Annotated in this window: 22 protein-coding genes and 1 pseudogene; all 23 read left to right on the forward strand. The window is 40.9% G+C overall.

Features of this window, described 5'->3' with window-relative positions; genetic code table 11:
• The first annotated feature begins 195 nt into the window (after nucleotides 1-195).
• Nucleotides 196-813 carry an inovirus Gp2 family protein gene (locus J6836_RS21635; RefSeq protein WP_219245867.1) on the forward strand — a complete coding sequence of 206 codons (618 nt, stop codon included), beginning with the start codon at nucleotides 196-198 and terminating at the stop codon, nucleotides 811-813.
• 99 nt (nucleotides 814-912) lie between these two features.
• Nucleotides 913-1,152, forward strand: coding sequence for a helix-turn-helix transcriptional regulator (locus J6836_RS21640; protein WP_219245868.1), 240 nt, complete (start codon nucleotides 913-915; stop codon nucleotides 1,150-1,152).
• Between the two features lie 127 nt (nucleotides 1,153-1,279).
• Complete coding sequence (locus tag J6836_RS21645; RefSeq protein WP_219245869.1) at nucleotides 1,280-1,705, forward strand: zinc-ribbon domain-containing protein; 426 nt, start codon at nucleotides 1,280-1,282, stop codon at nucleotides 1,703-1,705.
• A 276-nt stretch (nucleotides 1,706-1,981) separates the two neighbouring features.
• Nucleotides 1,982-3,589, forward strand: coding sequence for a type I restriction-modification system subunit M (locus J6836_RS21650; RefSeq protein ID WP_219245870.1), 1,608 nt, complete (start codon nucleotides 1,982-1,984; stop codon nucleotides 3,587-3,589).
• On the forward strand, nucleotides 3,589-4,791 hold the full coding sequence (locus J6836_RS21655; protein WP_219245871.1) for a restriction endonuclease subunit S: 1,203 nt from the start codon (nucleotides 3,589-3,591) through the stop codon (nucleotides 4,789-4,791). Before J6836_RS21650 ends, J6836_RS21655 begins: the two co-directional genes overlap by 1 nt.
• Nucleotides 4,792-4,859: 68 nt before the next feature.
• Entirely contained in the window at nucleotides 4,860-7,760 is a 2,901-nt protein-coding gene (locus tag J6836_RS21660; protein WP_219245872.1) for a type I restriction endonuclease subunit R, read from the forward strand.
• Between the two features lie 2 nt (nucleotides 7,761-7,762).
• Nucleotides 7,763-8,707 (forward strand): COG2958 family protein, encoded by a 945-nt coding sequence (locus tag J6836_RS21665; protein ID WP_219245873.1) that lies wholly within the window; start codon nucleotides 7,763-7,765, stop codon nucleotides 8,705-8,707.
• Nucleotides 8,708-9,177: 470 nt separating this feature from the next.
• Nucleotides 9,178-9,684 (forward strand): hypothetical protein, encoded by a 507-nt coding sequence (locus tag J6836_RS21670; protein WP_219245874.1) that lies wholly within the window; start codon nucleotides 9,178-9,180, stop codon nucleotides 9,682-9,684.
• Nucleotides 9,685-9,965: 281 nt separating this feature from the next.
• Nucleotides 9,966-10,457: a hypothetical protein gene (locus J6836_RS21675; protein WP_219245875.1), complete on the forward strand. Its 492-nt coding sequence runs from the start codon at nucleotides 9,966-9,968 to the stop codon at nucleotides 10,455-10,457.
• A gap of 42 nt (nucleotides 10,458-10,499) precedes the next feature.
• On the forward strand, nucleotides 10,500-10,832 hold the full coding sequence (locus J6836_RS21680; RefSeq protein WP_219245876.1) for a hypothetical protein: 333 nt from the start codon (nucleotides 10,500-10,502) through the stop codon (nucleotides 10,830-10,832).
• A gap of 280 nt (nucleotides 10,833-11,112) precedes the next feature.
• Nucleotides 11,113-12,279 carry a GTPase family protein gene (locus tag J6836_RS21685; protein ID WP_255586284.1) on the forward strand — a complete coding sequence of 389 codons (1,167 nt, stop codon included), beginning with the start codon at nucleotides 11,113-11,115 and terminating at the stop codon, nucleotides 12,277-12,279.
• Between the two features lie 705 nt (nucleotides 12,280-12,984).
• Nucleotides 12,985-13,503 (forward strand): Hcp family type VI secretion system effector, encoded by a 519-nt coding sequence (locus tag J6836_RS21690; protein ID WP_219245877.1) that lies wholly within the window; start codon nucleotides 12,985-12,987, stop codon nucleotides 13,501-13,503.
• Nucleotides 13,504-13,572: 69 nt separating this feature from the next.
• Nucleotides 13,573-15,702: a type VI secretion system Vgr family protein gene (locus tag J6836_RS21695; protein WP_219245878.1), complete on the forward strand. Its 2,130-nt coding sequence runs from the start codon at nucleotides 13,573-13,575 to the stop codon at nucleotides 15,700-15,702.
• Nucleotides 15,699-16,505, forward strand: coding sequence for a DUF4123 domain-containing protein (locus tag J6836_RS21700; protein ID WP_219245879.1), 807 nt, complete (start codon nucleotides 15,699-15,701; stop codon nucleotides 16,503-16,505). Before J6836_RS21695 ends, J6836_RS21700 begins: the two co-directional genes overlap by 4 nt.
• Nucleotides 16,502-18,415 (forward strand): S-type pyocin domain-containing protein, encoded by a 1,914-nt coding sequence (locus J6836_RS21705; RefSeq protein WP_219245880.1) that lies wholly within the window; start codon nucleotides 16,502-16,504, stop codon nucleotides 18,413-18,415. Before J6836_RS21700 ends, J6836_RS21705 begins: the two co-directional genes overlap by 4 nt.
• Nucleotides 18,415-18,915, forward strand: a complete 501-nt coding sequence (locus tag J6836_RS21710; RefSeq protein WP_219245881.1) for a hypothetical protein — start codon at nucleotides 18,415-18,417, stop codon at nucleotides 18,913-18,915. The genes J6836_RS21705 and J6836_RS21710 overlap by 1 nt, the downstream gene beginning before the upstream one ends.
• A gap of 86 nt (nucleotides 18,916-19,001) precedes the next feature.
• Nucleotides 19,002-19,484, forward strand: a complete 483-nt coding sequence (locus J6836_RS21715; protein WP_219245882.1) for a hypothetical protein — start codon at nucleotides 19,002-19,004, stop codon at nucleotides 19,482-19,484.
• A 100-nt stretch (nucleotides 19,485-19,584) separates the two neighbouring features.
• Nucleotides 19,585-19,854, forward strand: a complete 270-nt coding sequence (locus tag J6836_RS21720) for a PAAR domain-containing protein (RefSeq protein WP_219245883.1) — start codon at nucleotides 19,585-19,587, stop codon at nucleotides 19,852-19,854.
• A gap of 223 nt (nucleotides 19,855-20,077) precedes the next feature.
• On the forward strand, nucleotides 20,078-20,365 hold the full coding sequence (locus J6836_RS21725) for a transposase (protein WP_219245884.1): 288 nt from the start codon (nucleotides 20,078-20,080) through the stop codon (nucleotides 20,363-20,365).
• Nucleotides 20,366-20,522: 157 nt separating this feature from the next.
• Nucleotides 20,523-20,867 (forward strand): hypothetical protein, encoded by a 345-nt coding sequence (locus J6836_RS21730; protein WP_336432747.1) that lies wholly within the window; start codon nucleotides 20,523-20,525, stop codon nucleotides 20,865-20,867.
• Nucleotides 20,868-20,980: 113 nt separating this feature from the next.
• Entirely contained in the window at nucleotides 20,981-21,217 is a 237-nt protein-coding gene (locus J6836_RS21735) for a helix-turn-helix transcriptional regulator (RefSeq protein WP_219245885.1), read from the forward strand.
• Nucleotides 21,218-21,492: 275 nt separating this feature from the next.
• Complete coding sequence (locus tag J6836_RS21740; protein ID WP_219245886.1) at nucleotides 21,493-21,882, forward strand: zinc-ribbon domain-containing protein; 390 nt, start codon at nucleotides 21,493-21,495, stop codon at nucleotides 21,880-21,882.
• Nucleotides 21,883-22,010: 128 nt separating this feature from the next.
• Nucleotides 22,011-22,685, forward strand: a pseudogene (locus tag J6836_RS21745) (type I restriction endonuclease); the annotation flags it as partial.
• Between the last annotated feature and the right edge of the window lie 64 nt (nucleotides 22,686-22,749).

The raw sequence follows: 22,749 nt of genomic DNA on the forward strand, positions 1-22,749 counted from the left end.
AGTTAAGCACATGCCTTATAAATCTACAGTGACTTACCAACCTCATCTTCCCTTAAAAGTTTAGTCAGTATGATGATCTTGCTGCCTTAAGCAGCAGACTTAGATCGGTTAGCTTATTCTCCTAATAACGAAACTGTAATTAGCAACAAGCCTTCCCATTGATATGACATCCAATCAACACAAGAGGAATACGTCATGTCAAAAAAGCTAAACCAACACTATGTAAACCAAATTAACCGTACCATCAATAAAGCACTAGCGGTACATAAACGCTTAACAGCCATACACCTTGATTTACGCTTTCCTATAACGACAGAAGATGTTGCCGATGACTCTACAGCTATTACCCGATTCTTTGAATCTCTTAAGGCTAAAATCAAAAATGACCTTAAAAAGAAAGAAGAGGCTTGGAAACGTAATCTTTCCTGTGAACTACATTATTCATGGGTGAAAGAGATTGGTGAAAAGAATAAACAAAAGCACTACCACGTGATGTTACTGCTTAACAAAGATATCTATCACTCCTTAGGGGATTTCAAAAAAGAGAGTGGAACCCTTTATGTTATGTTACAACAGGCTTGGTGCAGTGCCATCAAAATAGCGTATTTACCGTCTCGTCCATTAGTCAATATTGCGGGTAAAAATGTCACGCATTTATATCGTGTCGAGCAAGAAGAAACTGAAGATGGCGTTTATACCTACATTGTGACGAATCAGTCCCAAGAGATTATTTTAAATCGAATTCGGTATCTCGCTAAGTTGCATACCAAGTTTTATGTAGAGGGTGAGCGGTCATTTGGATGCAGTCGGTAATTAAAAACTGGAGAAGGGATGTCATGACTTGAAGTGATATCCCTTTCATCAAACCGGTATCGCTTCTGACTTTAATTTTAAAGACAGGAGTTCTTCCTCATGACAAATCCAATTGAAGCATCAACGACCGCAATTCCATCGTCTTCATTACTGAATGATCAATTTATCGATATGAAATTTATTACCCAATTAACAGGGCTAACGGACAAATGGTTTTATAAGCTCATTCAAGATGGTGAGTTTCCCAAACCCATTAAGTTAGGGCGCAGCTCTCGTTGGCTGAAAAGCGAAGTTGAACAGTGGCTATCAGCACGTATTGAAATGTCTCGCATGTCATAAATCCCTCTTATCCGCTACCTCTTCTTTTTAGTTATCTTCCGTCATTGATATTGCTGCATAGCCCATCCGTATGCGGTGTTTTGATGCGCCTATTGAGAAGAGGGGAATTTACTGGAGTTAAATTATAATGATGCTAATACCTTCGCCAGTACGACTTTATCTCGCGTTAAACCCTGACTTAAAAATCATTGGTGCTCAAGTCGCTGGGACTCAACCACTCACACAGTACCAATGCTATCACTGCCAAGCGGCACTTTCGTTACATAAAGAAGGACGAGAATATTATTTTATGCATGTGAATAACGCAGAGGAGCTGAAGTGTTCATACTGCCAAGCACAACTAAACCCACTTTATCGACATTTTAAGCTGGCAGGATGGTGGGCTTGGCTTCCTCCGCTTGTGCCTGTAAGACATTGGTTCTGTACTCTTTGCCAGCGCGATTATCATGGTCCAAAAGGTTGCCCTTATTGTCAGCAGAGTGTTTACAGTACGGAGGCAGCATTAAGGGATACTTCATCAGCAACAAAATCAGATTGGTCATTGCCGTATTGATTTCAACTTACCCACTCATCTATCTAAAGGCTCAGCGGATGGATGAGTGTGTTAAGTATTCATCCGGTGTTATGACCATTATTCTTCGGTAATTTAGAATTGAAAACTTAAGGTAGTCATCTTACGTTTTTAATCCGCAGGGCTGTCAGCCATAGTCAGTTTCTATCGTGGTTTTATGATAAGATGGCGTTATGATATTTTGTGTCCATCGTGACTTTCACACCCCACTATATAAAGGGATGTGAGTAGCAGTTTTTCAATCATCAAGGTAATGACATGACAACGGCAAATGACGCACAGCAACTGCGTGAACTTCAAGGTAAATTATGGGATATCGCAGATTCTTTACGTGGAAAAATGCATGCAGATGAATTTCGAGATTACTGCTTAGGGTTTATTTTCTATAAGTATTTATCTGAGCAATTTGCTAATTATGCAGACCATATATTGAAACAAGACGGTTTAACCTATAGCTCACTGGACATTTGCTCACCGGACTATGCGGATATTCTTGAAGCAGTAAAAAGTGATGCCATTGAAGCGATTGGATATTACCTTCCTCCTGAATCTCTTTTTCACTCACTGGCTAAACGTGTTCAAGCTGACCCGAAAGGGGTTGGACAAGGTTTTATCTTAGAGGATTTAAGTAAAATACTACGCGGGATTGAGCAAAGCACATTGGGCTCAGAGTCTGTCGATGATTTTAGTAACCTGTTTGAAGATTTAGATTTAACCTCCAGTAAGTTGGGGAATACGGAAGCGGCTAAGAATGAATTGATTGCGAGCATCATTAATAAGCTCGATGAATTGAGTTTTAATTTAACGGATGCTAACACGGATATTCTGGGTGATGCTTATGAGTACTTAATTGGTGAGTTTGCTAGTGGTGCAGGGAAAAAAGCAGGTGAGTTCTATACACCCCAACCTGTTTCTACACTGTTAGCTAAGATTGTTACTGCACATAAACTCAAATTAAAGAATGTTTATGACCCAACTTGCGGTTCAGGCTCATTACTGTTGCGAGTTAAACGTGAAGCACATTCCGTGGGTAAAATTTACGGACAAGAATTAAACCGTACCACCTATAACTTGGCTAGAATGAACATGATATTGCATGGGGTTCATTATGCAGACTTTGAGATTGTGCAAGAAAATACATTAACTCAACCGCAGCATCTGGATAAACGCTTTGATGCAATTGTCGCTAATCCGCCATTTTCAGCACATTGGTCTGCGGATAGTTTAATGCTCAGTGACCCACGTTTTAGTCAATACGGTAAATTAGCACCGAAAACCAAAGCAGATATGGCCTTTGTCCAGCACATGTATTATCACTTAGCGGAAGATGGCACGATGGCAGTTGTACTCCCTCATGGGGTGTTATTCCGCGGGGCCGCAGAAGGTCATATTCGACAATACATGATTGAAAAGCTCAACTGTATTGATGCCGTGATTGGATTGCCTGCAAACTTGTTCTACGGCACCAGTATTCCAACCTGTATCTTGGTGCTGAAAAAATGCCGTAAAGATGATGACCATATTCTCTTTATTGATGCAAGCCAAGAGTTTGACAAGGTCAAAACGCAGAACCTTTTATCCCCTAAGCACATTGATAAAATTATCGATTGCTATACCGACAGAACCGAAATTGAGAAATTCAGTCATTTAGCCACATTAGAGGAAGTTAAAGGTAACGACTACAATTTGAATATACCCCGCTATGTGGATACCTTTGAAGCTGAAGACGAAATTGATATAAATGGTATTGCAAATGACCTTATTAGCCTTGAGTCAGAAATAGCTAGTGTAGATGAGAAAATTGCTCAGTATTGCCAAGAGTTGCAAATTACATTGCCATTCACTTCATCAAAAGGCGCTGATTAATGAAAAAAATCACACCTAAGTTAAGATTTAATGGATTTGAACAGAATTGGCAAAGTAATAGCTTTGGTCAAATAGTTTCCAATAAGAGTAAAAAGTATAATCCTAGTTTAGCGGACGAGGATTTTCCGTGTATTGAATTAGATTGTGTATCACAAGAAAGTGGTCAATTGCTAAAAACTTATTCAGCAAAGCAACAATCAAGTATAAAAAATGTTTTTTTTCAAGGTGATGTTCTTTTTGGAAAGTTAAGACCATATTTAAAAAAATATCTATATACCACATTCGATGGTGTTTGTTCGACAGAGTTTTGGGTTTTAACAGGAAAACAAGTTACAAATAAATTTTTATATCAATATATACAAACAAATACTTTTGTTGAATCAGCTAAAAAATCATCAGGCTCTAAAATGCCGAGAGCTGACTGGGATATAGTTTCTTCAGAACAATTTTATTTTCCTAGTGATAAAGAGCAAAATAAAATTGCTGATTTCTTATCTTTAGTTGATGAGAACATTACGCTACAAACCCGTAAAGTAGAATTATTACAGCAGTATAAAAAAGGGATGATGCAAAAGCTGTTTAGCCAAAAAATTCGTTTTAAAAATGATAGTGGTGATTTTTACCCTAGCTGGGAAACAACGGCTTTAGGTAAAATGGCGAATTTCTATAAAGGGAAGGGTATTTCTAAACAAGATATTACCAGCAAGGGTGAAAATGAATGTATTAGATATGGCGAGTTATACACCCATTATAATGAAAAAATTAACCATATTTTATCAAAAACAAACCTTTCTTCATCTGAATCACTCATCAGCCATTACGGCGATATTTTGATACCCTCATCCGGAGAGACAGCTGAAGATATATCTAAAGCATCAACTGTTTTAATTACCGGTGTACTTCTAGGGGGGGATTTGAATATTATTCGGCTTAAAAATGATTACAATAGTCTCTTACTTGCTTATTATTTAACTCATTATAAGAAAAAGGAAATTTCCAAATTAGCTCAAGGTAACTCGGTTGTTCATTTGTATGCTAAAGAACTCAAAAGTTTAGAAATAACACTTCCATCATCTTTAGATGAGCAAGTGAAAATTGCTAATTTCTTCTCATCGATTGATGATAAAATCACCCTTGAGAACACTAAGCTGGATATATTAAAACAATGGAAACAGGGATTACTACAACAAATGTTTGTGTAATTTGTTACTGTGACTTGAATGTTTTACCCTACTGATATCAATCGAATAAAAATAATGGAGCCCGTCATATGCAAAAAACACAGAGTGAATTTGAATTAGAACAGGATTTAATTCAACGTTTAACCACTGATTTGCATTATGACTGGGTGGATGTACATGACGAAGCGTCAATGAAAGCCAACCTTCGCGGGCAAATTGAGGTGCACAATAAGCTACAACACGCTCCCTTAACGGATGGCGAGTTTGAGCGAATTTACCTGCATTTAACCGTAGGTAATACAGTTTTTGAGCGTGCGAAAGTCTTGCGGGATTATTACTCGTTATCCCGCGATGATGGGTCAACCAAGTGGATACGATTCATTAATAAAGAAGATTGGTGTTGCAATGAGTTTCAAGTGACTAATCAAGTCCGACAATACAATGCACAGCAGAAAACGCGCAAAACACGTTTTGATGTTACCTTGCTGATTAATGGATTACCACTGGTACAAATTGAACTGAAGCGTCGAGGGCTAGAGCTTAAAGAAGCCTTTCATCAAATTGACCGTTATCACCGTGATGCCTTTTGGGTGGGCAGTGGCCTTTACCTGTTTACCCAAATCTTTATTATCAGTAACGGCGTCAACACCAAGTATTACGCTAACAATAAGTCGTTGAGTTTTGAGCAAACGTTTTTCTGGGCAGACAAAGAAAATAACCTCATCACCCACTTACATGCGTTTACGGCTGAATTCTTGAAGCCATGCCATATCGCCAAAATGATAACACACTACACGGTGCTGAAGGAGACGGCGAAATGCCTGATGGTCATGCGTCCTTATCAGATGTATGCGTGTGAAGCGATAGTTGAGCATGTTCAAGCATCAGCGCGCAATGGCTATATCTGGCATACCACCGGCTCGGGTAAGACGCTAACCTCATTCAAAGCCAGTCAAGTGATTATGGGGATGGCGGAAATTGATAAAGTGATTTTTGTTGTTGACCGCCGAGACCTCGACCACCAAACCGCGCGCGAGTTTAACGCGTTTAAAAAAGACAGTGTCGACACCACCAATAATACCCGTACTTTAGTCAATCAATTGGTTGATACAGACACAAAGCTGGTATTAACTACGATCCAAAAACTCAACACGGCAATTACTCAAGAAAACCACGTGGCTAAGTTGGCATATTTACAAGACAAGCGCGTCATATTTATTTTTGATGAATGTCACCGCAGTCAATTTGGTGAAACCCACCGTAATATTCGCAAGTTCTTTCGTAACTCACAGTTATTTGGTTTTACAGGAACGCCAATTTTTGCGGAAAATGTCAACATGACCATGGGGATAGAGCAAACCACGGAAATGCTGTTTGATGAGTGCCTGCATAAATATGTGATTGTTGATGCGATACGCGATGAAAATGTACTGCGTTTCTCCGTGGAGTATTTAGGGGAAAATCGCACCGTTAATCCCAACCACTGTGATGCCATTTTGACACAGCCTACGGAAAGCAAAACCGTTTTAGAAAGTGAAACACGCTTGTCTCAAGTGGTTGATTATATTTTAGGTTGCCATGATGCAAAAACGGCTCATCGTGAGTTCACCGCACTGTTTTGTGTGGGCAGTGTTGAATTACTCATTCGTTATTATCACCTGTTTAAAATAAAACAGGCCGAACGACAGCGTCAAAATCCCCATTATCGCCCGTTAAAAATCGCCACCATATTTACGTATGCCCCCAATGAGCCACTGGATAAAGAAAGCGCTAGCGACATGTTGGATGAAGAAGATGTGGTCTTGCCAGAATCAAAAGGTCCTTCTTCCAGCCGAGACCATTTAGACCAATTTATTCTCGACTATAATCGCGACTTTAAAACAAACCAAAGTGCCAAAGATAGCGACAGTTTTCGCAACTACTATGTCGACATTGCTGAGCGAGTAAAAAATCGTGAGATTGACATCTTATTGGTCGTCAATATGTTCTTAACTGGATTTGATAGTCCACCGCTCAATACGTTATATGTGGATAAAAACCTGCGCTACCATGGTTTGATACAGGCCTTTTCTCGCACCAACCGGATTTTGGGTGACAAAAAAAAGCAAGGCAACATTGTGTCTTTTCGAAACCTAAAACAAAATACCGATGACGCTATTCGTTTATTTTCAAACAAGAATGCGAAGACTATCGTACTGGTTCAACCGTACAATGAATATCAGATTGACTACCGTGAAAAACTGCAAGCATTACTGGATATTGCCGAAAATCCGGCCGCGGTAGACCGACTGTACACGGATGAAGAAAAAGAGGCCTTTGTGAAGGCGTATCGCGATGTGCTGCGCTTGCGGAATATCATGAATACCTTTATTGAACACAGTGATGATAATTTAGTTGTGCCGGTTCAAATGTTGGAAGACTTCAAAAGTAAATACCTCGATATTTATGACAGCGTTCGCCGCAACCAACAAGGCGATACCGCACAATCCTCCCCATTGACTGACATTGATTTTGAATTAAGCTTAATTCATCGTGATGATATTAATGTGGGGTATATCTTACGGTTACTCGGTGAAATGCGGGATATGCCTGACGATAAAAAAGCCGAGCGGAAAAAACAAGTCCTCGATATCATCAGTGGGGACACGCGCTTACGCAGTAAACAAGGTCTGATTGAACAATTTATTGAAAATGACTTGTCTCAGTTAAAGCAGGATGACGACATTCGACAACGCTTCCAAGCCTACTTAGATACCGAGAAGCAAAAAGCCATTGATGATTTGTGTGAGCGTGAGCAGCTTAAGCCGGATGTCATCCGTCGTATGATAGAAACGTACCTTTTTGAAGGGCGCCTTCCGCGTACAGAAGAAATGGCTGGCGCTTTAATCCACTCCCCGAAGATTTTACAACGCAAGAAAGTCTTTGCGAATGTGAGTCAAAAACTCAATATCTTTTTCGATACCTTTATTGATGGCTTAGAAGGACTGTAACCGTGAGCACCTCAAAAACACGTTCGCTGTATGATAAAACGTTAGCTTTTCTCAAACAAAATCAAGGGAAGCAATATACGGCACGGGAGATTGCTGAGCAACTCGTGAAGCAAGACCCGGATTGGGCCAAAGAGAAAATCAATAAAAGCCAATCACTTACGACGTTAGACGATGCAGTGAAACAGTATGCCGCGGAAATTGGTGCTTTAACCCCCACATGGTTAACCCCGAAAAAACAACGGCCTGTCAGAATAAAAACCACAATTGAGCGTCCCCGAAAATATTATTACAGTGAGATGACCGATGATGAGGAAATCGCTCAAAGTGAAATTACTGATATCACGGCTCATCCCAATGAGTGGACGGAGCATGACCTTTATCCTTTGCTGAATGAATGGTTGGTGCGTTACATGAATGCCTATTCACTGCGTGTTAATGAAAAGAAAAGCCAAAATACACAAGGTAAAAATGGCAATAAATGGCTTCACCCTGACTTAGTGGGGTTAGAAGATAAAGGGCAACACTGGCAATCGACATTAAAAGCCTGTGTGAATGAATACAGTGAACCCCGAACACGCTTATGGTCTTTTGAAGTCAAAAAAAGAATTAATATGAGTAATGTCAGAGAGGTGTTCTTTCAAACCCTATCTAACTCGTCATGGGCCAATGTTGGCTATTTAGTCGCTGCCGAAATCACCGGGGATGAGACGCTTAAAGAGCTCAGAATGCTGTGTGCCGCCCATCATATTGGGATTATTTTGCTGGATAAAGAGGATATCGCGAATACCCAAATCCTCATTCAAGCCACCGAAAAAGAAAATGTGGACTGGGAGCTTTGTAATCGTCTTATCTCCATCAATCGTGATTTTGAACATTATATTGAGTTAGTCAGTGAATTTTATAAACTCGGTGAAGTGAAAAAAAGTGATTGGAAATGGCGCCAGTAATGCGCCCATTTAGTTTTGATTAGGGGGTACTGCATCTCTCACCCTTTTTCACCATTAAGCACACTCAATAATCCGAACAGCCTGCCTCTTTTCGCTCCATTCTTGAAAATCCCCCCGATTTATATTCTTGTGATTACCCCATTTAGGGCACATGCAATTCAATGTGTGACATTTATTTTTTAAATAAAAGGGCTTTTTTATTTAGCTTAAGATTATTGCAATTTTAATTGATTGATTTTTATCACAAATTAAAATCGATCGTTGAAACCGATCGGTTTTAATTTATTGATCTGTTAAACCTATTTGAACCCATTGGGGTTGTTGTGTACATTAATAACAGCCTAACTTTACCGATAATAATGGTTGAATACTCTGATATATTGTTAATATCGGAGTAATGTTTCACGTCTATTCGTTGGTTTTTCTAAAAACTCAACGTGGTATCTCATATCTTGAATATAGGAAATCGCATGTCTGATATTGATAGTTTATCTAAAAAGCTAAGCACGACAACGCTTCAATTTGTATTATTAACCCTAGTAACAGCGGGTATTTACCCGGTTATCTGGTTGTATAATGCCAGTAAACTGATTGGGTCGGAAACGCAGAGCGTCATTATTCATCCTTATTATTTTGTTGTTCCTTCCTTATTGCTGGGTTGGAGTATGTTCTTAGGTGATGCACAACTGGTGATGTCAATGGGCAGCGATTTTTATAGTTTCTCTATCATTCTTTCAAAAGTGTACTTCATTGCGCTAATTGTTTGGGCGTTCAAAGCGAAAAGTGTACTACAAATGTATTATTTAAAAGTCTATGGGGTGGATATTAAACCTAATGCATTTTATACCTTGCTATTCTCCACGTACTACATCAATTTTTTAATTAATTCTATTTCAGAAATAAAAGAAAAAAGTGATTTGGTTCAAAAGGCTTATTTACAAAATGAGAAAAAAGCCAATCATGAAAATGAGAAATAACAATGTCTTAAATAGATTGATAATAAATTAACATTAGAACAATGTGATACCGCGAATACAACTGGCATTTTTTAATTGTATTGCAATTTTATTCAATGACCATACAAGCCTCAAAGAGAGCATAAAGATGAATACCGTTCGCGATAGATAAAAAAGAATGAATGCTCATGCTTATTATAAGCGAATACCTTTGATGTCTTTATCGTTTGATGATTTTAATATGTAAAATGCCAGAGTTTATTTTTATGGCTGAGTGAATTTTATTCAATAGGCAAACTACAATGAAGAACGTTATTTTAATGATTATAGGGATATTATTGACAACCGCTTCTTTTGCTGATGAGGATTTTGATTTGAAATGTACGCTTGATGACGGTGTACAAATGACTGTCAGTCATGGCAGTCATACTGTCTATATCGCGTTCTTTGCTCCCGGAGATGATCCTGATGAAGGTGGAGGACTGATAAAATTGGATATCCCATCAGGTGAAGTTAAACAAGATATTTTATATAAAGATGGAAAAATACTTTTTTTTGGTCTTCGGGGGGATAGTCCAGAGAGTGAAAATGCAGTTGTGGTTTCATTCTATCGTGATATGAAAACATTTATTGGAAATAAAGGCACCAAACGTATTTATACGAATGAGATGTCATTTAGCCGTCAGAATAAAATGACAGGGGAAAATATAGAGGATAAATGTCTACCCGATACGATTAGGATTGGTCATTCACTCACTGAAAAGGGTATTCCTAATGTTGCATACATTCAGTGATGTTAGAAAAACACACTCTTTTTTTAATTAAGAGGCAATGTAATGAAATTTAAATTGTTATTAATGATACTGACTTCATTTATCATACTGGGTTGTAGTGAAAATATGCCACCTAAATGTGATAGTAAAGAGACAAAAGAACTTTTAAATAAAGTGATTGTTAATTACTTTAATAATCTGGGCGTTGAGGGAGTTATACCCACAGTGACAGGACATGATTTAATTGAAAAGTATGAAAAAGCAAAAGAGTATTCCTGTGAAGCTCGCGTTGTTTTGCGAGGAGCTAACGGTAGAATGACCTCTGAAGTTATCAACTATTCTGTTTTTTTAGATGAAAATAAGAAAGGCCAATTTTTTGTTCAAATAGAAGATTGAATTTGTCATTGTCTTTAGCACAATAAATTACGTAAATTAACTCAAGAACAGTGGTGAGAAGAATAATCTTGTTAAACATTGAACGAATTATGAGCTAATAAAACTGTAGTTATATCTTGATGAGTTAAACAACTTAAGTAAAAAATGCAATTTCTTCGTGATGTAAAGGTTGATATAAATTTTATGGTGTATTTGCGATTTTCAGAAATTAGCAATTTTAGAATTGATATCAGTATGGGGTTATGAGTGGAATTAAGGTGAACATTAAGGATAGGGTTTTATGAATGATTTTTGTTTGATACAGCGAAAAGAATTAAATTCTATAGTTAAAAAGTATAAAGCGTTAATGTTAAACAATAATAATGAAATAAGTTATGAATATGCCAAGTCATTAATGTTAGACTCTTTAGCTAAGATAGAAAAAGACGTGAATGAGAAATTATATCACAACATCGATATGTCAATAGACAATAGAAATAAGCTAAAAGAAATAAAGAACAATATACAGGCAATGAAAGTAAAAATGAAAGTTATCGAAAATAACACTGTGAGTGATATTAAAATGGAAAATGAAAACCAAGGTGGTCAATTAATTAAAAATGCAGTAGATATCCTACCTAAAGAAATTAGAGAGTCTGTTTTTAATCGAATTAAAAATATTATTGACTATGAGCCAGTTATTGGTGTCATGGGAAAAACAGGGGCGGGGAAGTCAAGTCTTATTAATGCGATATTTAAAGGCAATGTTTGCCCTGTGAGTGATGTTGAAGCTTGCACAAGAGAAACAAAAGAAATTAAAATTGAATTTGGTCACAGAGCAATTCGATTGATTGATATCCCGGGGGGGGGCGAGAATGCGAAGAGGGACAGCGAGTATGAAGCATTATATAAACGCTTGCTACCCAAGATGGATTTAATTCTTTGGGTTGTTAAAGGTGATGATCGTGCCTTTTCCGCAGACGAGCATTTTTACCAACAGGTTTTAAAGCCAGCAGGCGGAGATAAAAAAACCGTCTTTGTTTTAAACCAAATCGATAAAATCGAACCATTCCGAGAATGGGATGTAGAACATAATCAACCTTCACTTAACCAACTGACTAACATACGAAAAAAAGAAGCGTATTTAATCGAGCGGTTTGGTTTCACTGAACATCCTATTATCTCAGTCTCTGCAAATGAAAAATACAATATCTCAAAACTGGTCGAGACGATGGTCAGAGCGCTCCCAAAGGAAGCTAAAAGTGGTGTCGTAGCACAGGTCAAAAACGAGGTAAAAACAACGGAAATAGTTGAAGAGGCAAAAGGCGGTTTTGAAGCAACTGTGGATGAAGCACTGGATGATATTATTGACCATTATTTGCCTAAACCTGTCGCGAGCGTTGCTAAAGCAGCGAAAAAGCTTGTGGTTTCCGCGGTGAAAAAAGTATGGGGTTTTTTCTTTGGCTAATTCACAAATATTCCCCAAAATAGAAGCGCTTAAATAGTAGAGGCCTCTGTCAATAAAACAGCTTAGCCAAACGATGAAGCCGATGACCTCTTTTCAGTCACGGCTTTTCTGTCCCCCTCTTTTATTTTTGAAATTGCTTAGCTTTGTCCCCGTGGATGGTACAAATAAAATTAAACGCCCTCTCATTATCCTTCGTCACGTTATCAGTTTAGCGATAAAGGCTATCTGTTATACCATCAATAAAATTAATGGCTATTAATGGGTAAATAGTAGATAAATACACTGCCGATTTTTAGTCATCATTTCACTGAAAGTGGAAATTGGATGGTCATGCAATATTATTCAATTAAAATCAGTAGGTTGTATTAATCCTTCTGTATGAAATATTTGGTTACATAGTTTATTTCTATGTACATTAGAACTTACTGGGCTTATCGCAGTTTAGTGTGTTTTTTGCTCGATGATTATTCTATTTTCATTTTTTTATGGTGTTTTTATTGGCATTATATAGCGATATTTCAACCAGTTTACGCTAAGTCACTTATCCTAGAGAGATACAAAAAGACCGGTAGCTTTACAGCCTATTCATCAGCTTTTATTATCCTTCAAGTAAATCTTACCGTGCGCACTGGCTGAGATGACGGAAATTAATCGATAATTATGTCGACCTAACTCAATTTGTCATTCTGGATAAAGGATATCGCTATGCCAACTCCATGTTATATTTCCATTCAAGGAAAAACCCAAGGCAACATCACTGCCGGTGCATTTACTGCCGATTCTGTGGGTAACATCTACGTGCAAGGTCATGAAGACCAAATGCTGGTGCAAGAATTTTCTCACGTCGTGACTGTGCCGACAGACCCACAATCCGGTCAACCTTCAGGCCAGCGTGCACATAAACCCTTCCGTTTCACGGTGGCATTAAATAAAGCGGTTCCACTGCTATATAACGCATTAGCCTCGGGTGAAATGCTGCCGAAAGTGGAACTCAAATGGTACCGCACGTCAGTGGAAGGCAAGCAAGAACATTTCTTCACCACTACATTAACCGATGCGACGATTGTTAATATCGATTGCCAAATGCCGCACTGCCAAGACCCTGCGAAAGCGGATTTCACGCAGTTAATCGAAGTGTCTTTGTCTTACCGTAAAGTGGACTGGGAACACACTGTTGCGGGCACATCCGGTGCCGATGACTGGCGCGCGCCGCTCGAAGCATAAGTTCGAATTTAGCGAGCCTTTCGAGGCTCGTTTGCGTTTTTAGCTTTTTCTCCTGTGGAGGAAATCCCCATGTCTTGGACAGACCCCAATAAAAACAAACGACTTGGCAGCCCCGAAAATAACCCACTTATTCACGGTGGTGGGTATGCGGGTGGCAGAACCTATGCACAGGACCAAGCCCTGCAAGAAGCTCATGGTCAACTGCTAGACTGTATTATGAGTGGTGAAATGGGAACGGGGTTGGTATTCACCTGTACGATTGGTGGACTCCCTGAAAACACCTTTCAAGTCACGCAATTTGATTTGCAAGAAGGGCTTTCCCAACTCTTTTCACTGTCGATTCAGGCGGTCAGTCCGTTACCCGAGATTGATTTTCAAACGGTATTGGGTGCGGCCTCTTCGTTGACCGTAAAGCGAGATGGAAAAATTCTTCGCACGGTGCAAGGGATTTTAGCAGGGGCAGAGCAAGGGAACACGGATGGCGTGAAAACGTGGTATCACTTTGTGATACGCCCTGAAATGTGGGTAATGACGCTTAAGCAGGATAGCCGAATTTTCCAAAATATGACGGTGCCCCAAGTGCTTAAGGTGTTACTGGATGAAGCGCGTGTGAAACACGATATGCAATTCTACCATCCCGAAGAGCATCTTGAACGTCCCTACATCACCCAAAAGCGCGAAACCCTGTATGAATTCTGGTGTCGACTTGCTGCTGAAGAAGGGATTAATTACTGGTTCGAAGAAGGCCCACAACTGTTTTACAGTGACCGTCATTTAGGTATGAAGGCGGGTATTTCGCTCACCTATAATCCGCAATCTGAAACGGATATCACCGACAGCACCGCCACCACATGGCGTTATGCCGAGCAGCTGTGCAGCGATATTCGTGTAGATAAAGATTACAACTCGGTACGCCCATCGTATCCGTTGGCACACCAAGTGACGGGGGAGGTTCACCAACAACATGAAATGTTTGAAAGTTACGGTCGCTTTCAAGAAGATGCAGAAGGTAAACACTTAAACCAAATTCGTTACGAGCAATCGCAAAACCCGCGCCAAGTGGGGTCAGCCACGACTAACTGCATTGAGTTAGCACCGGGGCGTATTTTTACCTTGTCTAACCACCCCAGCGCGCGTATGAACACCACGTGGCAGGTGGTTAGCGTATCCCATCACGGTGTGCAGCCATTAGCGGATAACAGTGGCGGAGAAGGCACCCAACTGAGCAATCAGCTTTCCTTTGTGCCCAGCACCCAAGAGTGGCGTCCGCCTTACCGATATAAGCCGCTTGCCGATGGGGATGAAGTCGCGACAGTCGTAGGGCCAAAAGGGGAAGAAATCTACACGAACAGCAAAGGGGAAGTGACCGTCTATTTCCATTGGGATAGGCGTGGTATCCCTGACCACAGTGCGTCTTGCTGGGTGCCCGTGACGCATGGCTGGAGCGGAAATGGCTATGGGTTTATGAGTATCCCTCATATTGGGCAGCAGGTTTTAATCAGTTACCTGAATGGCGACATTGACCGCCCCGTGATTACGGGGTGCATGTACAACGGTCGCAATGCCCCTCCGTTAGATTTACCAGCCCAAAAAACACGCACTACCTTTAAAACGTGCACCCACAAAGGGGAAGGCTTTAACGAATTACGCTTTGAAGATGAAGCGGGGCAAGAAGAAGTGTACATTCATGCCCAGCGTGACATGAATGTGCATATTCAACATGACAGCCATACCCATGTACAAAACGATGTCAAACAGCGCATTGACCAACACCGTTTTACTGACATTCAAGGGGATGAGCATCTTCACGTTAAGGGAACACACAAAGCCCAAATAGAAGGTGATATCTCTGAACAGGTGCTTGGCAGTTATCACCAACAAATTAACGGTGCACTGGTGAGTGAAAGTGGTCAAGAGACCCACATCACCAGCCAAGGCAAAGTGGTGATTGATGCGGCGACGGAAATTACCTTAAAAGTGGGTGGCAGTTTTGTGCGGGTGACACCGGGCAATGTGTTTACCTCCGGTAATGTGGCGATTGGTGACAGTGCGGGGGGCACAGGGCAAGCAGTGAATATTCAATTGCCAGATGGTGTTGACCCGTTTGCGATACCGCCTTACCCCATTAAACCCTATTGCGCGATGCAAGCCCAAGCGACGGGCAGTTGGGTGATTAAGCCGAGTGGGGGAAATCAATGAGACTCACCCCTTGGACAACATGGTTAACCGCATCGAATACCGACCCCGTCTATTTGCTGCTCAATACGTTAGCCACACCCAACCCGACAGACTTATTGTTTGCCAATGATTGGGTTGAACAGGCATTTCCTATTTACAATGGCACCTCACTGGCCCATTTAATCGGTCAGAGCCCGTGGCTTGTGCAATTAAAACCGAGTGCGTATGCCCCATTGGGGCAACTGCTTGACCGTAAAGGCTTCAGTGATAACACATGGGGCTGGGCGTATCGCAGCTCGCTGGATTGGCAATACCAGTTACGGCATTGGCAAAACCGCCAATTGGTGGAGCTGAATGAAGAGCTCGTGGTGCTGCGTTTAATGGATACGCGCATTGCGAATGTGCTTATTCCCAAAATGCGTGCGGTGGATTGGTCTGTGTTGATGACCCCTGTTCATGAGGTGATGCTGGAGACACTCAGTGACCCTGCTTTTTTTGAATCGCCTACTCGCCATAACCCTTTGCCTATTCCTGAACTGCAAGCCCGTCCGTTCATCATGGGGGAGCATTTACAGGCTGCGTGGGAAAACTCCGCCCAATTTATCCAACTGTTAGCGGAAAACCTTGCCTGTGAATTGTGGGAAAACCATGCGGAGGACGCTCTATCCCTCGACACACCGGAAGGTCAACTTCACCGACGTTTAGTGGATTGGTTACATCTGCATCCCTCACTCGCGGGGGATATTCATACCCGTACCGCCACCCAGTTTACGGACTATGCCCAGCAACAAGGCTGGCTAACCACGACAACGGAGCCGTCATGAGTCAGAAAGTCGAATCGTGTATTATCTGTGAAAACTACCGATTTTGGTTAGAACTGCAATTGGTCGATGATAAGGGGCAGCCTTTAGCCAACGTGCCGTATACGCTCGCCGAGCGAGGTACAGGTCGTACGATGCAAGGCAGTAGCGACCCACAAGGCCTGATAAAAGCGGAAGGCTTAACGGCTCGCCCGTATACACTGAGCCTTGAACCGCAACCCTTAGCCGATGCCCTTACAACGCTGTCGCCTCCGGCGGCTATTCAAGGCAACGATAAGGCACTGAGTGATTATTGCCGTGAACAAGGGTATCTCCTGAGTGAAAATAACCGCGCAGGGGCGTTTAACCCCAATGCCCCGACGACCGTTCACCGTATGACGGCAGGGCAAATAAGCCGTTCAGTGCATTACCAGCAGCGCGATAACGGCTATCCCTTGTTGTTTCCCTATGACCATCGCCGTGTGATTGCGATTAAGCGCATCGCAGAGCCGGTATTTGCCAAATCCACGTTGAGAGGACTGGGCAATACGGATGCGGGTGACACTGTCGAAGACTTGGCGAACTTTGGGCTATGTGATTACAACGCGTATACCTGTGGTATTGATGCCGCAGCGAAACAACCTCGTCAACGTTCTTCCTCATTTTTGAGCTTGTTAGGGATTGGTACTGCCAATGCCTTCGTAGCTCCTATGCCTCCGAGTCCTATAGGCGGATTCGGTGGGGCAGCTGCAGGTGGCGCTATGGGTCAACAAGCAATTAATCCACCGGATATCAATCAAGACTCAAGTCGATTTGCTTTCCAGTCTGAAAATGACTATGCAATAGCCAAAGGGGTATCGAAAGGATTCGGTTCGTCGACTTGGTTTGACAGTGCACGCGTATTGGTTGGTATGATACCGAATATCTATGATGGGGATAGTTTAACACACCCAGACTTGCTGGAAATCGCGGAAATAGGGGGTACCGCACCAACACGTATGCGAGTGGGGTTTGCCTCAACGGGAACCACATCGGCAGCGATGGCAAGTGCATCTCAACTGATTGCGTACCATACTGAGCGAGACAGTGGCTTTGACCAAGTCCCCGTAATTAAAGGTGAATTGGCTTCCGACGCTGAAGCGCGAGGGGTGTTGAGCTTACCGATATATCAATCCTCAAATGGATTGCCGAACGCCAATACTCAAGCTGAAATTTACCGCTTTGATGCAGACGGCACAACGCTTTACATGGGCGTGTCGGCATCGGGTGAGATAATTAATATCTCAGCGCGGATTGATGATATTCCAAATGAACCTATCATTCATGCGGGCCCTTCGCCGTTGCCACAAAAGGTCGAAAAACCGGAAGGTTTTGCTATTCATGACTTCGATTATCGGCCAGAGACACTACCCGTTGCAGATGATGGAATCGTTTGGCGCCATACGGGGCACGATGTTGAACCAGTGGATTTTCGGGATTATATTCTGACGGTAGATAGGAAGGATGTTAAACCCGTTTATATCAGTTTAAACCCAAAAATACCGGGACTTGATAAACCGCTTCGAGATCCACATCCAGACTATCCACCGAATCAAGATGTATTGGATAAAATGAATTCGCGTGAGTACCAGAAAAAAGTCTTAGATGAAAATTATGATTGTTCTGAAATCGCCAGAGATTTGAAAGAAGCCGCGGGGGGGCAAGGTGAGATCCTTGAAGTCAGATCAACTGAAAAGTATGGTTCAATAAAGGTATTTGAAAACGGAGAGTTTGAAAATGGTATGGAATACCATCAGGTTTATTCAGATGGGATGTATATTTATGAACCCCGCATCTCCTCCCAAGCAATTCCTAAAGGGGATTGGGAGAAACACATCAAAGGTATTAATGATGGAAAGCTAACGATTACTAACAAGCCTACAGGATTAAAATAATGAAAATTGAAAATAATCAAGGTGATGAGTTATTACTGGTTATAAAAAAATACATAGATTTAGAATGGGTACATTGCAGTAGACGATTTAAAGAAAAATATGTTGACCCAAGCAATTTTATCGATGGAGAACGTTATATTGTTGATACTATAAATCGAGCTCCTTCAACAAACTTTCGTCCTGTAGATGAGCGTAATCATCAAGATTTTATTGCTGTATTGAAAGCAGCTGTTGACTCTTATCATGGAAAAATCGACTGGGCTTTAACGGGACGACAAAAAACGAACACACCTGAATATAATTGGGCAGTAGTACCTTCTATCTTTTTGGAGCAGGAAGTAATCGATGAAGCTAATAGATTGATGATAACAAAGGCAGAATATTTATCACGAAAAATGCCTGAATTAGGACCGGTAGCCTATGCGGATTTAATTAATCTTGCTAAACATGTCGATAAATATTTAGAAAAACATTATTTACCTTTGAAGCGTCATTCATAAATCCGACTTAGTGTAATAATGTAAACTAGCAATAAATGAATATTGTTTAGGATGTTATATTGGAGATAATTTAATAGGGAATACTGATGTCTATGGTTTATAATCGATTCAGTTTAGTTGCTATCATCATTGGAGCTTTTAGTATTCTTGTAATACTTGTTAATCAAAGCTTTGAGCGTGAATATGTCCAATCTAAACCTAAGTTAGAGCAGATTGTTCATGAAAAGGTAAGTAGCATAAAAAAAGCGACAATGGATGCAATTAAAGGAAAAGCGTATCAAGCTCCTAACGTAGATCCTGCCAATGAACAGCGACAACTTTTATTAGATAAAATTGAATTATCAAAACAAATCAGTATAACGCTCGGTGTATTTGGTATTATTTTTGCGGCTATTTCATTTATTCGCCATGAAAACAAAAACTCATCCAGAATAGCATTAGCGCTAAATGGGAGTGTTCTCGCTATTTCTCTTCTATTGTATGCTGCCGCAGTTATAGCTAGCATTGTTGCTGTTTTACTTGTTATTTGGTTTATAGGTAACTTTTTTGACATTTTTAGTATTTGCTAGCTTCTTTAGAAAAGTCCTCTAATTTTTTTACGCCAAACAGTTGATTTTAAATAATAGGTTGAACAACTTTTAGCAACGCTTGATCAGGAGAAAAAACGCAATGCGTAGTCTTGTGAACGGCAGAAAACTCATTTTAAAAAATGATACGACGAATACGGGGGGGACGGTGCTGACAGCATCTTCTCTTGCTAAGCAAACTCAAGGTGTGGCCTGTGTGGGTGACTCTGTTTATTGCCCATCATGTAAAAAAACAGGGGCTATCGTTGAAGGTGATAGCTTAATGAAAATTAACGGTATACCTGTCGCGTTAGAAGGTCATAAAGTCGCTTGTGGATGTTCTGGAGGATGCGTGCTTGTCGCGTTAGGTTAAATCATAGCTCGATATCAGTACTTAGGAAAAAATAAAGTCTAGGTAATGACCACCTTTACGAATATTCGCAAAGGTGGCTAAATGATATTATTCAGTTTGATTTATGTTTTAACTCACTAATATAACCAACATATCATCGCATCATTTATTCTCTTTGTTGTGCTTTAATAAATGTGGACACTTTGATAAAGGAATCTATTCACCTTTAAAATAAGATGTCGATATGAAACGAAAATCACCGAAGCAATATACTGAACGTTTTAAAAAAGAAGCGATTAATTTAATACTCGAACAAGGCTATACCGTTCAACAAGCGGCTAATGCTCTCGGAATTACCACTAAATTGCTCTATGCTTGGCGAAAGCGCCATGAAGCCGAAAATAAGCCTAACGCATTAACCCCTTTTGAGCGACAAGAGCTACTCGCTCTGCGCAAAGAAGTTAAGCAATTGAAAATGGAGAAAGAAATCCTAAAAAAGGCGAGTGCCTTCTTTGCGAAAGAGTTGCTATAAGGTGTTGGTTTGTTCAAGAGCATAAAACACAATAGACCTGTCTTACAAAAGTGGTATTTGCCATAGAGTCAAAGCTCACCACCTGCGCCAGCATCGCCAAGCCCTGTACAAAGCCATTAATAGCGACCCACTCTTTTCACACTGTGTTGGGTATATCTTGAAATTGGAATTTGGCATGGAAAAAGGCTTTCATTACCACGCCTTGTTTTTCTTTAACGGTCAGAAAGTGAGGCAGGACATCACGCTGGGCAAACTCATTGGTGAACTCTGGCAAGAACGTATTACGGACATGGCAGGCCTGTACTTTAACTGTAATTACCAAAAAGAAAGATATCGCGAACTAGGGATTGGCTTACTAAAACGTGCTGATGCGGAGAGTAAGAAAGGATTGCTCAATGCAGTGAGGTATTTATGTAAAGCTGATGCATGGGTTCGCCTTGCTGTGCCTGAACTCAAACGCACCTTTTGGCGAGGCGAAATCAAACCGAGAAAACGCCAGTAGTTAGCAACCAAATTATTTTTTACACATCCGGTTAATGATGTGGAGTGATATCCACATCCCATTTTTCGATATCGCTCCTGCTTTTTATCCACATTAAAAACAGGAGTTTTACCATGAGCACGCAAACTGAAAATATTGCATTACTTGATGACCAATTCATTGACATGAAATTTATCACCGCACTAACAGGATTAACAGATAAGTGGTTCTATAAGTTGATCCAAGATGGCGAGTTCCCAAAACCTATCAAGTTTGGTCGTATGTCGCGCTGGTTAAAAAGTGAAGTCGTACAATGGCTACAAGCACGCATTGATGAATCGAGAGAAGTCAACTCAGCCCTTGAATTCTAAGGCGCTAGCGCGAGTCGCCGTGCATTTTCCATAGCATACCTACCCATTACCCACCAACTCACTTTCAACCACACCTGGTGCGATTGAATGCGCTCTAGGCAAAGCGACGTCCTAAATATACGAACCTGACTCGATATGCATGCAGCCTATGCTCAGTGGTCTTCTGAGTTTCAAGGTGGGTTGCCGAGTGTGGATCCTGAATGTTGGGTACTCAGAACGTTTAGTTTAAATTTTACCGAAGGAGCACAACCATGCTTAAATTACATGAAGTCAAAATGTCGCTAGCCCTAACGCAGAACAATCGTTTCGCGGGAGCCAATCAGGAACCGAGTTATTCACGAGAAAACTATTACTGTGCTCACTGCGGTGAGCCCGTCACACTGCACAAGACGCCAACGGAGTCATGGTTTACCCATTCTGATCCTCAGACCGCAGAGCACTGTCCGCGGGTCATCAGTAAGATCAAGAACTTAGAAGACAAGGCACGACTGAGCACACAGGTTCGATCAGTGTCCCCTATTTTAAAGATCACGGATTGGTTTTGCGTGCAGTGTCGTGAGTATTTTACAAGTAATCAAAAATGTTGCCCGAAGTGCCATGAGGGGATTTGGTGTATTCCTGCTTTGAATGTGACAGAAGAACATCAGCCTAAAACAAATAGGTAATTTCCATATAAGCGATTTAAATATTAATGGATTTTAATAATTATAATGCTATTCACTTTATAACCTAACTCTCCCCTCTATTCTGTGTATAATTAAACACTAAACCCAATTTCGTTGAGAGAGCGGCTATGGCTGGTATGAATAAATCTCATCTGACTGAAACAGACATCATTACAAAATATATCCTCCCAGCAGTTAAAGATGCAGGTTGGAACCTGATGTCGCAGATCCGCCAAGAAGTCAAACTGCGTGATGGTAAAGTTGTGGTCCGTGGTAAGTTAGCAGCACGGTTGACAGTGAAATCAGCCGACATAGTGCTCTATCATAAGCCAGGGTTGCCCCTTGCCGTCATAGAAGCGAAAGCGAATAAACACGAAATGGGGAAAGGGATGCAGCAAGGGTTAGATTACGCACGCCTGCTTGACGTCCCTTTTGTTTTTGCTTCTAATGGTGATGGTTTTATCTTCTACGATAAAACAAATTCTGTGCAGATTGAATCCGAAATAACACTCAACGACTTTCCAACACCAGAACTGCTTTGGACTAAATACTGTACTTGGAAAGGTTTTACTGCCGAGCAGCTACCCATAATTAGTCAAGATTACTACGATGATAGTAGTGGAAAGTCCCCTCGTTATTATCAGCTACAAGCCATTAATAAAACTGTAGAAGCCGTTTCTGCCTGACAAAAACGCGTATTACTCGTGATGGCTACAGGTAAAACTTATACAGCTTTTCCGATTATCTGGCGTCGATGGAAAGCAAAAAATAAAAAACGCATTTTGTTTCTTGCCGACCGCAATACACGTTGGCACGAGGCAGTCTATTTGCTAATTTAAAATAATAGATAAAAAATAAGGCAAAAGC

The organism is Providencia sp. R33, assembly GCF_019343475.1.
Taxonomy (GTDB): Bacteria; Pseudomonadota; Gammaproteobacteria; order Enterobacterales; family Enterobacteriaceae; genus Providencia.

Excerpts from the sequence above, each read along its gene's own strand:
- J6836_RS21645 (WP_219245869.1), top strand. The coding sequence starts at position 1,280 with ATGATGCTAATACCTTCGCCAGTACGACTTTATCTCGCGTTAAACCCT.
- J6836_RS21700 (WP_219245879.1), top strand. The coding sequence starts at position 15,699 with ATGAGACTCACCCCTTGGACAACATGGTTAACCGCATCGAATACCGAC.
- J6836_RS21670 (WP_219245874.1), top strand. The coding sequence starts at position 9,178 with ATGTCTGATATTGATAGTTTATCTAAAAAGCTAAGCACGACAACGCTT.
- J6836_RS21685 (WP_255586284.1), top strand. The coding sequence starts at position 11,113 with ATGAATGATTTTTGTTTGATACAGCGAAAAGAATTAAATTCTATAGTT.
- J6836_RS21705 (WP_219245880.1), top strand. The coding sequence starts at position 16,502 with ATGAGTCAGAAAGTCGAATCGTGTATTATCTGTGAAAACTACCGATTT.
- J6836_RS21735 (WP_219245885.1), top strand. The coding sequence starts at position 20,981 with ATGAGCACGCAAACTGAAAATATTGCATTACTTGATGACCAATTCATT.
- J6836_RS21635 (WP_219245867.1), top strand. The coding sequence starts at position 196 with ATGTCAAAAAAGCTAAACCAACACTATGTAAACCAAATTAACCGTACC.
- J6836_RS21690 (WP_219245877.1), top strand. The coding sequence starts at position 12,985 with ATGCCAACTCCATGTTATATTTCCATTCAAGGAAAAACCCAAGGCAAC.
- J6836_RS21655 (WP_219245871.1), top strand. The coding sequence starts at position 3,589 with ATGAAAAAAATCACACCTAAGTTAAGATTTAATGGATTTGAACAGAAT.
- J6836_RS21720 (WP_219245883.1), top strand. The coding sequence starts at position 19,585 with ATGCGTAGTCTTGTGAACGGCAGAAAACTCATTTTAAAAAATGATACG.
- J6836_RS21640 (WP_219245868.1), top strand. The coding sequence starts at position 913 with ATGACAAATCCAATTGAAGCATCAACGACCGCAATTCCATCGTCTTCA.
- J6836_RS21675 (WP_219245875.1), top strand. The coding sequence starts at position 9,966 with ATGAAGAACGTTATTTTAATGATTATAGGGATATTATTGACAACCGCT.
- J6836_RS21710 (WP_219245881.1), top strand. The coding sequence starts at position 18,415 with ATGAAAATTGAAAATAATCAAGGTGATGAGTTATTACTGGTTATAAAA.
- J6836_RS21650 (WP_219245870.1), top strand. The coding sequence starts at position 1,982 with ATGACAACGGCAAATGACGCACAGCAACTGCGTGAACTTCAAGGTAAA.
- J6836_RS21740 (WP_219245886.1), top strand. The coding sequence starts at position 21,493 with ATGTCGCTAGCCCTAACGCAGAACAATCGTTTCGCGGGAGCCAATCAG.
- J6836_RS21680 (WP_219245876.1), top strand. The coding sequence starts at position 10,500 with ATGAAATTTAAATTGTTATTAATGATACTGACTTCATTTATCATACTG.
- J6836_RS21695 (WP_219245878.1), top strand. The coding sequence starts at position 13,573 with ATGTCTTGGACAGACCCCAATAAAAACAAACGACTTGGCAGCCCCGAA.
- J6836_RS21660 (WP_219245872.1), top strand. The coding sequence starts at position 4,860 with ATGCAAAAAACACAGAGTGAATTTGAATTAGAACAGGATTTAATTCAA.
- J6836_RS21725 (WP_219245884.1), top strand. The coding sequence starts at position 20,078 with ATGAAACGAAAATCACCGAAGCAATATACTGAACGTTTTAAAAAAGAA.
- J6836_RS21715 (WP_219245882.1), top strand. The coding sequence starts at position 19,002 with ATGTCTATGGTTTATAATCGATTCAGTTTAGTTGCTATCATCATTGGA.